This window comes from Streptomyces cacaoi (assembly GCF_006539165.1).
In the GTDB taxonomy this organism is placed as follows: Bacteria; Actinomycetota; Actinomycetes; order Streptomycetales; family Streptomycetaceae; genus Streptomyces; species Streptomyces cacaoi.
Genome location: NZ_BJMM01000017.1, coordinates 131,502 through 144,339, shown reverse-complemented (window position 1 = coordinate 144,339; position 12,838 = coordinate 131,502). Strand labels below are relative to the sequence as shown.

At 72.0% G+C, this 12,838-nt stretch carries 9 protein-coding genes; all 9 read left to right on the top strand.

Translation table 11 applies throughout. From position 1 onward, the window contains the following. The first annotated feature begins 99 nt into the window (after window positions 1-99). The 9 genes from SCA03_RS17655 to SCA03_RS17615 are packed head-to-tail and all read left to right on the top strand — an operon-like array spanning window position 100 to window position 12,833. The gene (locus SCA03_RS17655; RefSeq protein WP_086814034.1) at window positions 100-876 is read left to right on the top strand and encodes an SDR family NAD(P)-dependent oxidoreductase; all 777 of its coding nucleotides are present in this window, start codon (window positions 100-102) and stop codon (window positions 874-876) included. A 52-nt stretch (window positions 877-928) separates the two neighbouring features. Beyond that, window positions 929-4,069: a non-ribosomal peptide synthetase gene (locus tag SCA03_RS17650; protein ID WP_158102228.1), complete on the top strand. Its 3,141-nt coding sequence runs from the start codon at window positions 929-931 to the stop codon at window positions 4,067-4,069. After that, entirely contained in the window at window positions 4,062-6,821 is a 2,760-nt protein-coding gene (locus SCA03_RS17645; RefSeq protein ID WP_086814031.1) for a polyketide synthase, read from the top strand. Before SCA03_RS17650 ends, SCA03_RS17645 begins: the two co-directional genes overlap by 8 nt. A 4-nt stretch (window positions 6,822-6,825) precedes the next feature. Further along, window positions 6,826-8,451: an aldehyde dehydrogenase family protein gene (locus SCA03_RS17640; RefSeq protein ID WP_230988783.1), complete on the top strand. Its 1,626-nt coding sequence runs from the start codon at window positions 6,826-6,828 to the stop codon at window positions 8,449-8,451. Between the two features lie 8 nt (window positions 8,452-8,459). Then, window positions 8,460-9,587, top strand: a complete 1,128-nt coding sequence (locus SCA03_RS17635; RefSeq protein WP_308697935.1) for an acyl-CoA dehydrogenase family protein — start codon at window positions 8,460-8,462, stop codon at window positions 9,585-9,587. Then, window positions 9,587-10,837, top strand: coding sequence for an aspartate aminotransferase family protein (locus SCA03_RS17630; protein WP_086814027.1), 1,251 nt, complete (start codon window positions 9,587-9,589; stop codon window positions 10,835-10,837). The genes SCA03_RS17635 and SCA03_RS17630 overlap by 1 nt, the downstream gene beginning before the upstream one ends. A 33-nt stretch (window positions 10,838-10,870) precedes the next feature. After that, a complete protein-coding gene (locus SCA03_RS17625) occupies window positions 10,871-11,353 on the top strand; it encodes a type II toxin-antitoxin system RatA family toxin (RefSeq protein ID WP_086814024.1) in 483 nt (160 codons plus the stop codon). After that, window positions 11,353-11,844: a hypothetical protein gene (locus SCA03_RS36290; protein ID WP_230988782.1), complete on the top strand. Its 492-nt coding sequence runs from the start codon at window positions 11,353-11,355 to the stop codon at window positions 11,842-11,844. The genes SCA03_RS17625 and SCA03_RS36290 overlap by 1 nt, the downstream gene beginning before the upstream one ends. Continuing rightward, window positions 11,841-12,833 carry a DUF2156 domain-containing protein gene (locus SCA03_RS17615; RefSeq protein WP_086814022.1) on the top strand — a complete coding sequence of 331 codons (993 nt, stop codon included), beginning with the start codon at window positions 11,841-11,843 and terminating at the stop codon, window positions 12,831-12,833. Before SCA03_RS36290 ends, SCA03_RS17615 begins: the two co-directional genes overlap by 4 nt. Window positions 12,834-12,838: the final 5 nt, after the last annotated feature.

Below are 12,838 nucleotides of genomic sequence, written 5' to 3'. Positions count from 1 at the left end.
TTGTGTACCGCAACCAATCCGGCCCGCCACTCCGGATCGCACGCCACAAGCGTCCCGTCAACCACAGCCTTCCAACCGCCACGACTGGGAGTCACCGCCATGCCCACCGCCCTCGTCACCGGAGCCACCGCCGGACTGGGCAGCGCCTTCGCCCGTCACCTCGCGGCGCGGGGCTACGACCTCACTCTCGTGGCACGTTCCGAGACCGCTCTCAAGGAACGTGCCGAAGACTTGCGTGAGCAGGGAGTCGACGTCGAGACCATCCCGGCCGACCTGACCACTGACGAGGGCTGCGGCGCGGTCACCGAGTGCCTCAGGGCCGCGCCCGCCGTCGATCTGCTCGTCAACAACGCGGGCATCGGCTACGAACGGCCCTTCCTCGCCACCGGCATCGCCGCCGAGGAGCGCCTGCTCGACCTCAACGTCCGCGCCGTCCTGCGGCTGACGGACGCCGCCCTGACCGTGATGACCGAGCGCCGCGCCGGAGCCATCCTCAACGTGGCCAGCGTCGCCGGCCTCGGCCCGGCCTGGCTCAGCTCCACCTACCCGGCCAGCAAGGCGTGGATCATCGCCTTCACCGAGTCCCTCGCCTCCTCGCACCGGGTCACATCGGCCGGGGTGCGCATGACGGCCCTGCTCCCCGGTTACACCCGGACGGAGTTCCACCAGCGCGCGGGCATCCCCACCAGCTTCCCGCCGCCCTGGTTGTGGCTGAGCGCCGACGACGTGGTCCGTACCGCCCTGGAGGACCTCGAGAAGGGCAGGGTCGTCAGCATCCCCAGCCTCCGCTACAAGATCGCCGCGTGGGGCCTGCGTCATGTGCCGCGCAGCCTCGCGCGCGCCGTCGCCTGGGACATCAGCAAGCCGGCTCACTGACCGGCCCGCGAATAACTCAACGACGAAGAGACGGACGAAGAGAGAGACCCGCATGACTGAGTGCCGCTCGGCACGGCCGGCCACTCCGGCGCAGCTGAAGCTCTACACCCATACCCAGCTCTTCACCAACAACGCGGCCTTCAACCTCGCCGGCGCCTACCGGATCACCGGCGACGTCGACATCGACCGGCTGCGCATCGCCCTCGCCCGGCTCGGCCGTGGTATCCGCGCCCTCAACACCGTCTTCGAACAACAGGGCGGGCAGGTCCTCGCCGTACACCGGCCCGGACCCGAGCCCTGTGCCGAGGACATCCCGCTGGTCAGGCTCAGTGGTGACCAGCGCGAGGAAGTCGCCCGGCGCCTGGCCGAGCGCGCCGACACCCCGCTGCCGCCGGACGCCCCCGAGCAGTACCACTTCACGCTCTACCAGGACGACCACGCCGTCTATGCGGCCCTGCTGTTCTCGCACATCGTTCTGGACGGCTACTCCTACTTCAACTTCGTCGCGGAGCTGGAGCGCCTGTACGCCGACCCGGACGCCGAACTCTCCCCGGCCACCCAGGACGACCCCTCCGACCTGGTCGCCCCTCTCCCGCCGCGCCCCGACGCGGTGGCCTTCTTCCGCAAGCATCTGGAGCACCTCACCACCTTCGGCGACGACCGTCTCCAGGGCCGCCGCGCCCCCGACGGAGGCCTGCTCGGCGAGGAGCGGCGTCTGCGTCTGGACGCCGCCGCCAGCGACTACATCCGGCAGCAGGCCAAGGACCTCGGATGCACGCCCTTCTCCTACTTCCTCGCCGCCTACCTGGTGGCCTACGCCCGCTGCACCGGCGGTCGCCAGCTGGTCACCGGGCTGCCGCTGGCGGGCCGTCGCGGACTGCGCCAGAAGCAGGCGTACGGCTACTTCGTGAACACTCTCCCTCTGGCCGTTGACCTCACCGAGCACGACACCTTCGCCGACCTGTGCCGCTCCGTGCAGGCCACGACGACCGGCATGCTGCGCCACCAGAACTTCGACCTCGCCGCCGCGGCCCGCGAGGTCTGCCCCCGGGCCGTCGGCGGCATCCTCAGCACCGACAGCACCTTCACCTACTACAAGGAGCCCCTCCAGCTGCGCCTGGCGGGCTGCGAGGTGGAGTGGCTCATCCAGCCCCGGCGACTGGTCAAGTACCCGCTGTCCATGAACGTGGAGGACTTCGGTTCCTCCTTCACCGTCAACGTCGAGTGCTCGCACGAGCAGTGGGCCACCGACCCGCTGTCCGTGATGCGCACCGTCCTCGACAGCGTCCAGGATGATCCCGGCATCGCCGTCACCGACATCCCGGCTCTCTCGCCGCAGGCCGAGGCCGAGCTCGACTACCTGGCCAACCCGCACACGGCCCGCCCGGCGTACGCGGTCGACCGGTCGCTGGACGCCTGGTTCACCAAGATCGCACGCCAGCTCCCCGGCCGCACGGCCGTCACCGCGGGCGACGACCGGCTGACGTACGCTGAACTCGACGAGCTGTCCGACCGGATCGCCGCCCGGCTCGTCCGGGAGGTGCCCGGACCGCACGTCGGCATCGCCATGCGCCGGGGCACCGCGCTGATCGCCGCGATCCTCGGTGTCCTCAAGGCCCGCAAGGCCTACGTACCGCTGGATCCGGGCTCGCCCGCCGCGCGCATCGAACAGATCCTGCACAGCTTCCCCGACGGCCTGCCCGTCATCGAGGACGAGGCGCGCTGGCAGGACCTCGGCACCACGTCCCTCCACGCCGGCGACCTCCTCGCCCCCGGCCCCGCCGGCCCCGTGCCGCAGCAGCCGGCGGATCCGGACGCCGACGCGTACGTCATCTTCACCTCCGGATCCACCAGCCGCCCCAAGGGCGTCCAGGTGGCCCACCGCAACGTGATGCGGCTGATGCGCTCGACCGAGGAGCACTTCGGCTTCGGGCCGTGTGATGTGTGGAGCCTGTTCCACTCATACGCCTTCGACTTCTCCGTCTGGGAGATCTTCGGCGCGCTGCTGTACGGCGGACGCCTGGCCGTCGTCCCCGAGACCGTCGCCAAGTCGCCCGACTCCTTCCGCGACTTCCTCGTACGGGAGCAGGTCACCGTCCTCAACCAGACGCCGTCCGCCTTCGGCCAGCTCCTGAAGGTGCTGCGCCCCGAGGACCGTGACGCCCTCGCCCTGCGGTACGTCGTCTTCGGCGGCGAGGCGCTGCGGTACGCCGCCCTGCAGCCCTGGTTCGAGCTCATGGGGCGCCGCGCCCGCCTGATCAACATGTACGGCATCACCGAGACGACCGTGCACGTCACCTACCATCCGGTCACCGAGCAGGACGCACAGTACGAGACTGCCTCCGCCATCGGACGGCCGCTGTCCGACCTGACGGTGCGCGTCGTCGACGAGGACGGACACCTGTGCCCGCCGTGCGTGCCCGGGGAGATGATCATCGGCGGCGCCGGTGTCACCCGCGGCTACCTGGCCCGCCCCGACCTGACGGCCGAGCGCTACCCGGTGCACGACGGCGCGGTCGTCTACCGCTCCGGGGACCTCGGCCTGGTCCGCCCCGACGGCACCCTGGTGCATCTCGGGCGCATCGACAAGCAGGTCCAACTGCGGGGTTTCCGCATCGAGTTGGGCGAGGTCGAATCGGCGCTGCTGTCGCTGCCCGGCGCCCAGGAGTGCGTGGTGCGTCTCGACGAACGGGACGCGGACCATCCCGCGCTCGTCGCCTTCCTCGCTGGCCGCGGGCTGCCCGGCGACGCAGAGGTGCGCTCCGTACTGCGCCGGCTGCTGCCGCCGTACATGATGCCGTCGCGCATCGTCCGGGTGGACGCGCTGCCGCTGACCGTCAACGGCAAGGTCGATGACGGGGCCCTGCCCTGGCCGCCGTCGGCCACCGACGCCGTGCCGCGGCCGGCGGCGGACTCCGTGTCCACCGCCGAATCCGCCTCCATCCCCGACTCCGCCTCCACCGTCGACGCTGTCGAGGACGTCTGGCGCAGCGTGCTGCCGGCGGCGAGGTTCGGGCCCGACGACAACTTCTTCGACATCGGCGGCTCGTCCATGCACGTCGTCGAGGTGCACCGGCGGCTGCAGGAGCGGCTCGGTGTCGACGGCCTGGAAATGATCGAGCTCTTCACGCACACCACCACGCGGCAGCTCGCCGCCCACATAGACGACATACGAGGGACCACTCATGCCTGACCAGCCCGATCCGCTCACCGGACCGCTTACCGGCCCGATCGCCGTCGTCGGCATGGCCGGCCGGTTCCCGGGCGCCGCGAGCGTGCCCGAACTGTGGGAGCTGCTCCTGTCCGGACGCGAGGCCGTACGGCGCTTCTCCACCGAGGAGATGGCGGCCGCCGGAGTAAGCCCGGCGGACGTGGACGCACCCACTCGCGTGCCCTACGGCGCCGACCTCGCCGACGCCGACCTGTTCGACGCGGACTTCTTCGGCGTCACTCCGCGCGACGCCCGCCGGATGGACCCGCAGCACCGGGTGTTCCTCACCTGCGCCTGGGAGGCCGCCGAGGACGCGGGCCTGGTCACCGGGCGCGGGGCGAACGTGGCCGTGTACGCGGCCGGGAGCCTGTCCACGTACCTGCTCTTCAACGTCCTGCGCTCGGCCGAGCACGCGGACGGCGCGCTGACCTACCCCGTCCTGCTCGGCAACGACAAGGACTTCCTCGCCACCCGCGTCGCCTACAAGCTCGGCCTGCGCGGCCCCGCGATGACCGTGCAGACAGCCTGCTCCAGCTCCCTGACCGCGGTGCACCTGGCTTGCCGGGCCCTGAACGACGGCGAGGTGGATGCGGCGCTCGCGGGGGGCGTGAGCATCTCCTTCCCGCAGACCGCCGGTTACGACTACCAGGAGGGAGGCATCCTCTCCCGCGACGGGCACTGCCGGGTCTTCGACGCGGAGTCGTCCGGCACGATCAAGGGCAACGGTTGCGGGGTCGTCGTCCTCAAGCGGCTGCCCGATGCCCGCCGTGACGGCGACCGGGTCTACGCCGTCATCCGCGGCAGCGCCCTCAACAACGACGGCTCGGCCAAGATCGGCTTCACCGCCCCGGGCACGGCTGGGCAGCAGGCAGTCATCCGCAGGGCGATCGAGGTCTCCGGGGTCCCGATCGGCGACATCGGCTACATCGAGACCCACGGCACCGGTACGGCGGTCGGCGACCCGCTGGAGCTGAGCTCGCTCGCCGCCGCGCACCGCGCCGCCGGCACGCCCGCCGAGGGCGCCCTCATCGGCAGCCTCAAGGCCAACCTCGGGCACCTGGACGCTGCCGCGGGGGTCACCGGACTGATCAAGGCCGCGCTCGTGCTGCACCACCAGACGGTGCCGCCGCAGATCAACATCGGCGAGCCGAACCCGTTCTTGCAGCTGGACCGCCTGCCGTACGAGGTGCCGCGCGCCGCGGTCCACTTCGACGCCGAGCCGCTGCGGGCCGCCGCGGTGAGCTCGTTCGGGATCGGGGGGACGAACGCGCACTGTGTCCTGGCCCAGGCGCCGGCCGCCCCGCTCGCCGATGAGGACCACGCGGCGACGCCGTACCCGGTCGTCCTCTCCGCACGCGACGCCGCCGCCCTCACCGACCTCGCCCGCCGACTGCGCGTCCACTTCGACGATCACCCCGGGATCCGGCTCGTGGACCTCGCGTACACCCTGTTCGCAGGCCGTACCCGGCACCCGGTGGCGCACACGTTCATCGCCGAGGACCTCGACGAAGTGCGGGCGGGACTCGACGCGCTGATCGCCGACGGGGCCAACGGCCGACTCCCGGACGGCGACGTGGCGTTCCCCCTCGCCTGCAAGATCTCCCTGCCGGGCCACCCCCTGCGCCCCCAGCGCCACTGGATCGAGCCGGACACCCCCCGGCCGGTCCCGCGGCAGCCGACCACCGAGCGGCGGCCGGGCGCACCGGTGCCGGTCTCCGTCACCACCGCGACGGAGACCGGCACCGACGACGGCCTGCTGGAGCAGGTCACCGCCGTACTGGAAGAGCACCTGGGGGTCCGCGGGATCGCCCCGGACGACGACTACCACGACCTCGGCGGGGACTCGCTGCTCGCCGTCGAGATCGTCAGCGTCTTCCGGAACCGTTTCGGCATCACCCTGGACCTCGATGCCTTCGGCGCCCTGCGCACCCCGAGCCGGATGGCCGAAGCCGTGCGCGCCGCCCGGGCCGGGGAACCGGCCGGACGCGGACTGGTCACGGTCCGCGAGGGCGACGGCGCACCCCTGTTCCTGGTGCACCCCGCGGGCGGCACCAACCTGCTGTACGTCAGGCTCGCCGAGGCCTCGCACTCCACCGTCCCGCTGACCGCGCTGTCCTTCCCCGCCGCCGAGGCCGGCCCGCGGCCCGCGACCCTGCGCGACCTCGCCGCCCTGTACGTCGAGCGGGTCCGGTCGGTGCAGCCCCACGGCCCCTACCGGCTCGGCGGCTACTCCTTCGGCGGCAACGTCGCTTTCGAAATGGCCGTTCAGCTCCAGGCCGTCGGCGAACGGGTCGAACCGGTGCTGATGCTCGACACCCACGTGCCCGAAAGCTACGTCGGCGGACGCCTGAGCCCCGGGGAGTTCCACGCGGCGTTCGACGTGCTGTCCGAACAGACCTCCCTGATGCGCGGCGTCGACGTCGGTGTCCTGCGGGAGGAGGGGTTCCTGACTATCTGGCAGGCCAACCACGACATGCTCAAGACCTACTACCCCGACCGCCCCTTCGACGGCGACGTCCTGCTGCTGCAGGCGGAGGAGCCCGAGCCGGAGGAACTGCTCGACGCCCTGCGCATCAACGTGCGCGACAAGTCGCTGTGGCAGGACCACATCACCGGACGGCTGCGCGTGCAGAAGGTCCCCGGCCACCACTTCACGATGTTCGAGGACGGCGAGCGGATCACCGCGCTGGCCGCCGCCTTCGACGACGCCGTCGCCCGGTACGGGAAGCGGTGAGGCCGTGCTCAGCTACGGCTCCTACATCGGCGGCACCGAACAGCCCGGGCATCAGTGGATCTACACCCTGCGCGCCTCCGCCATGCTGGACGACTTCTTCGGCGCCATCCGCCTCAAGCGTGGCCTGGAGCGGGGCCGCGTCCCGCTCGACGAGGCCGGTACCGACGTCGTCGGCCGGTGCGCCACCGCCGACGCCGACGACATGAACGTCGCCCTGGAACTCGCGGCCGGCGCCGCGCGGACCTGGGCGGCGGCGCCCCTGGAACGCCGCATGCGGGTCGTGGAAGAGTTCCACGACCTGGTGCGCACCCACCACGACACCCTCGTCGACCTGATGATCGCCGAGGGACACCCGAGGGCCCTGGCCCGCTGGGAGGCGGCCGGCATGCTCGCCAACACCGGCGCCGCCACCCGGTCCTTCCTCGCCGGACAGATGCGGTACACCGCGTACGACGGCCCACGCACCCTCCAGGTCCGCCGGGTCGCCGACGGGGTGGTCTGCCTCAACCCGCCGCAGAACGCCACCGTCGCCAACGCCCTGCTCGGCATCTGGGCGCTCGCGGCCGGCAACGCCCTCGTCGTCCGCGCGCCCCGCAGCGCGCCCCTCGGCGTGATGTACGCGCTGCGCGAGCTGATCGCCCCCGCCCTCGAACGGGCGGGGGCCCCCGCGGCCGCCCTGTCGGTGCTGTGCTCCGACGCCCGCGGCACCCTCGACCAGTGGCTCGCCAGCCCCCTGGTCGACGACATCATGTACTTCGGCAACAGCGAGCAGGGCATCGCCTTCGGCGCCGAGTGCGTCGCCCGCGGCAAGAAGCCCGTCCTCGAACTCGCGGGCAACGACATCTGCGTCGTCTGGCACGACGCCGACCTCGACCTCGCCGCCGAAGCCCTCGCCGAGGCCTTCTACGGCTCCGGGCAGATCTGCATGGTGCCCAACTGTGCCGTCGTCCACCCCCGCATCGCCGACGAGCTCCTCGCCCGGCTGCGGGAGCGGGCCTCCGCGATCAGGCCCGGCCCCCCGGAGGCACCCGACGCGCTGCTGTCGCCCGTCCTGCGCCCCGACAAGTTCTACGACGTCCTCGGCCAGGCCACCGAGACCGGCGCCGAGCTGGTGTGCGGCGGCCGCCGCCTGGATGTGCGCGGGCGGCCCGACGACACCCGGGGGCTCTTCCTGGAGCCCACGGTGCTGCGCGTGAACGGCCTGAAGACGGCGCGCAACCTGGACGCCGTACGCCATGAGACGTTCTTCCCACTACTGCCCGTGGCCGTGCCCGAGGAAGCCGACGACGCCGAACTCCTCGTGGCCGTCGCCGACTTCATCAACACCAACGAGTACGGGCTGCGCAACTCGCTGTGGTCCGGCAGCGAGCGGACTGTCGACGCCTTCCTGCGCCTGATCCGCAACGGCGGGCTGCTCAAGGTCAACGACTCCCACATCGGCTTCCTGCCCCTGCTGCCCACCCACGGCGGCACCGGACTGACCGGCGGCCCGGGCGGCGAGGCCAACTACCCGATCCTGCGCACCTCCCACCTGCAGGGAGTCAGCGTGGCCCGCGGAGTGCGGCCCGGCGCGGCCGTCTTCGCACAGGCCGGGCCGGACGACATCGACGTACAGGAGGTGTCCGCGTAATGCGCGGCATGGACAGCGCACGCGAGACATGCGAGAAGTTCCTGCCGGGGCTCACCGAGGCCCTGGCCGAAGTGCCCCTCATGGGACTCGAGTCGTCCGGCAGCCCCGGCCCGGAGCTCTTCCGCCGGCACGCCGGACCGGGCCTGCTCGTGCCCACGCCGTACGGCGGAGCGGGCGCGAGCGCGCTTCAGGCGGCACGGGTGTCCCGGGCGCTGGGCACCCTGTCGCCCTCCCTCGGCGTGGCCACCGCGATGCACAACTTCTCCATGGCGAGCCTCGTCGCACTGGTCGCCTCCGCCGATGCGAGCGGCCTGGAGTGGCTGGTCATCGAGGGCATCGCCCGCGACCGGCTGCTGGTCAGCTCCGCGTTCGCCGAGGGCCGCAGCGGGGCGGGCGTCCTCGACTCGGGCGTGCTCGCGGTGCCCGTCGAGGGCGGCTACCTGGTCAGCGGCAGCAAGAAGCCGTGCAGCCTGTCGGCGTCGATGAACCTCATCACCGCGAGCGTCGCCCTGCCCGGCGAGAACGGCAGCACCGAACTCGGCGTGGCCCTGGTGCCCGCCGACTCCCCGGGCATCTCCCGCCGCCCCTTCTGGCAGTCCCCCTTCCTGGCCGGTGCCGAGAGCGACGAGGTCGTCCTGGAGGAGGTGCGCATCCCTCAGGAGCTGATGCTGCGTCCTCAGGTCGAGCTGGGCACCGGCCTCGACACCCTGCAGACCGTCGGGTTCGTGTGGTTCGAGCTGCTGGTCACCAGCGTCTACACCGGTGCCGTGGCCCGGCTCGCCGAGAGTGCCCTGCGCACCGGCAAGGGCAGCGCCACCGACCGGGCAGCGCTGCTGACCGAGGTGGAGGCGGCGATCGGCCTTGCGGAGAACGTGGCCCGGATCGTCGACGAGCACGCGGTCGGCAACGACGAGCTCGCAACCGTCCTCACTGCCCGCTACGCAGTGCAGGAACTCCTCGTCTCCGCGGCCGACCGAGCCGCCGAACTGCTGGGCGGTCTGGCCTTCGCCACCACGCCCGACGTCGGCCACCTGCTGGCCGTCAGCCGTGCCCTGGCCTTCCACCCGCCCTCGCGTGGGGCCACCGCCCAGGCGCTGGTCGATCACCACGACGGCGCACCCCTGCGGGTGCGGTGATGGCGAGGACCGAAGGCCGGGAGATCGCCCGCTTCTACAAGCGGCACCTCAGCCGTGGGCGTGGAAAGCTCGGCGAAATGTTCGGCGGACAGGTCGAGGTCGCCTCCGCCGGTTCCTTGGTGCGCACCGAAGACGGGCGTGAATACCTCAACTGCGGCGGCTACGGCGTCTTCCTCGCCGGCGCCTGCCACCCGCGGATCGTCGCCGCCGTGGAGCAGCAGCTGCGCACCCACCCGTTGGCGACCCGGCTGCTGCTGGAGCCGCGGGCCGCGCACGCGGCGGCCGCCCTGACCCGGGTGGCGCCCGCGGGACTGGAGCGCGTGCACTTCACCAACTCCGGTGCCGAGGCCGTGGAGACGGCCCTGAAGCTGGCCCGCAGCCGCGGCCACCGGCGCATCGTGTCGACCTCGGGTGGCTTCCACGGCAAGACCCTCGGCGCCCTGTCCGCCACCGGGAAACCGCTCTACCGCGATCCCTTCACCCCCCTGCTGCCGGACACCACGCATGTGCCCTACGGCGATGCGGACGCACTGCGCGAGACGCTGGGCGCCGACGCCTCCGATGCCGTCGTGATCGTGGAGCCCGTGCAGAGCGAGGCGGGCGTCCTGGTACCTCCCGAGGGCTACCTCAAGGAGGTGGCGGCGGCCTGCACCGCCTCCGGCGCCTTCTTCGTCCTGGATGAGGTGATGACCGGCCTCGGCCGGCTCGGCGAGTGGTGGGGAGCCGACCGCGAGGACGTCACCCCCGACGTACTGCTCGTCGGCAAGGCGCTCAGCGGCGGCGTGGTCCCCGTGGCCGCGGCCGTCGCCACCGCCGAGGCCTTCGCCGCCTTCGACCGTGACCCGTTCCTGCACACGTCCACCTTCTCCACCGCACCCCTGGCCATGGCCGCCGCCGAGGCCGCGATCGGCGTCATCGCGGACGAGGGGCTCGTCAAGCGCGCTGCCGTCCTCGGCGGGCGCATCCTGACAGCGCTCAGGGCCACCGTGGCCCGCCACTGCCCGCACCTGGTGCGTGAGGTCCGTGGCCTCGGCCTGCTCATCGGCATCGAGTTCGACGAGGCGGGCCTGGCAGGAGAGTTCCTGCTGGAGCTCCTCGCCCATGGCGTGATCGCCAATCACTCCCTCAACGCGCACACCGTCGTACGTCTCACCCCGCCGGCAGTGCTCGACGAGCCCGAACTGGACCACCTGGACGACGCGCTCGACGGCGCCTTCCACGCGCTGGCCCAGCGCTTCCCGGCCGCCTAGTCCAGCAGCCCGCACCGAAAGGATTCCCACCCCATGCGTTCGGTGGAACTGCTCTACGGCGACACCCGCCTGTCCCCTCACGCAGCCTACGAGCGGGTGCGCGACTTCGCCCGCTACCCGGACCTCGTCGACACGGTCCGCTCCGTCACCGTCCACCCGGCCACGTCCGGCTCGCCCGTCCTCAGCGACTGGGAGGTCGACTTCCGCAACGGCGTCCTCGCGTGGAGCGAGGAGGACGTCTTCGACGACCGGGCCCTGTCCATCGTCTTCCGCCAGACCGAGGGGGATTTCGAGTCCTTCGACGGCCGGTGGGACATCACGGCCGGGCCGCACGGCAGCGCACTGGTCCGGTTCACCGCGACGTTCGACTTCGGACTGCCAAGCCTCGCCGGCATCGTCGACCCCGTCGCCGAACGCGTCCTGCGCGAGACGATCGAGCACATCCTGCGCACCCTGCTCGCCGACGACGCCGGCGGCGTTCACCGGCCGGTCGACGCCTGCGGAAGGGCCGCGTGATGGACGCCGACAACCGCTTCGAGACGCCCACCACCTTCGGGCTGCTGCGGGCCGAGTACTGCGCCGGCCTGGCCCTGAGCGCGGGCCTGTTCCTGTGGCACCTCGACGAGGTGCGCTGGCCGGTCGCCCTCGCCCTGTTCGCGTACATCGACGTCATCGGCTACCTGCCCGGCGCCCTGGCCCACCGCCGCGCGGCCGGGGGCGAGATCCCGCGCGTGTACTACGTCCTCTACAACGCCACGCACAGCTGGCTCACCGCGGGAGCGGTCGTCGCCCTGTGGGCCTGGCTGGTGCGCCCGGAATGGGCCCTGCTCGCGGTCCCCATCCACCTGTGCGGCGACCGCGGGCTGCTCGGCAACTTCCTCAAGCCCTTCGCCGTGGCCTTCGAACCCGAGCCGCACCCCGCCTTCGTACGTCTGGAGCACGACATCAAGCACCCTGTGTCGCCCACGAGTTCACACGACGCACGGCCCACTCGGGCGGCGCCGTGAGCGCCCCGGCCGAGGTGGCGTCCGCGTTCGACGTCCTCAGGGAGTACGCCGACCACCCCAGCGCGTTGCTCGCGGTCAACGCCGGCACCCGCCACTACCGCAGCGACACGGTGCCCGGGATCGTCGCCCACCGGCCCGGCCGCCGCCACCACATCCAGTTCGCCGCCCCCTTCGCCCCGCCGTCCGCCCGCGGCGATCTGCTCGACGACTATCTGCGACACCTGGGTCGGGGCACTGTGCTGACGGCCGTCCAACTCCGCCAGGAGGACCTGTCGCTGTACGCCCGGCGGGGCTTCGCGGTGAACCAGATCGGCAGTTCGTACGGCATCGACCTGGGCCGTTTCACGCTCCGCGGCAAACCCCTGGCCAAGGTCCGCCAGAACGTCTCCCGCGCCCGCCGTGAGGGAGTGACGGTCGTGGAGGCGGGCCCCGACGACCTCTCTGACCAGCGGTCCCTGGACGACATCGACCGGGCCTGGCTGAGGGCCAAGGGCCGGCACGTCAAAGAGCTGTCGTTCCTGATCGGCGAGCGCGGGGGCCCGGGAGGGCCGTTGCGCCGCACCTTCCTCGCCCGACGGCACGGGAGCACCGTCGCCTACATCACCTACTCGCCCGTCTGGGGCAGCCGCCCGGGATGGCTGTACGACCTCACCCGCCGCTCACCGCAGACGCCGGTCGGCACGATCGAACTGATCAACCTGACGGCGCTGACCGCATTCGCCGACGAGGGCGCGGGCTGGCTGCACCTCGGCCTGACCCCGTTCGCCGGACTCCACCAGGACCTCGAACCGCCCACAGTCTCCCCGCTGTTGACACGGGCGCTGCAGCAGGTGGCCCGACGCGGTGCGGCGCTGTACCCCGCCCGCACCCAGGAGGCCTTCAAGCTCAAGTGGGCTCCGCATGTGATCGAGCCCGAGTACGTGGCTTTCCAGGACCGGGTCCGGATGGGGGCCGTATGGCATCTGCTGCGGGCGATCAGCGCCGTATGAACCCC

Bases quoted from the DNA above. Each gene is read 5' to 3' on its own strand.
- SCA03_RS17655 (WP_086814034.1), top strand. From the start codon at position 100: ATGCCCACCGCCCTCGTCACCGGAGCCACCGCCGGACTGGGCAGCGCC.
- SCA03_RS17650 (WP_158102228.1), top strand. From the start codon at position 929: ATGACTGAGTGCCGCTCGGCACGGCCGGCCACTCCGGCGCAGCTGAAG.
- SCA03_RS17645 (WP_086814031.1), top strand. From the start codon at position 4,062: ATGCCTGACCAGCCCGATCCGCTCACCGGACCGCTTACCGGCCCGATC.
- SCA03_RS17635 (WP_308697935.1), top strand. From the start codon at position 8,460: ATGGACAGCGCACGCGAGACATGCGAGAAGTTCCTGCCGGGGCTCACC.
- SCA03_RS17630 (WP_086814027.1), top strand. From the start codon at position 9,587: ATGGCGAGGACCGAAGGCCGGGAGATCGCCCGCTTCTACAAGCGGCAC.
- SCA03_RS17625 (WP_086814024.1), top strand. From the start codon at position 10,871: ATGCGTTCGGTGGAACTGCTCTACGGCGACACCCGCCTGTCCCCTCAC.
- SCA03_RS36290 (WP_230988782.1), top strand. From the start codon at position 11,353: ATGGACGCCGACAACCGCTTCGAGACGCCCACCACCTTCGGGCTGCTG.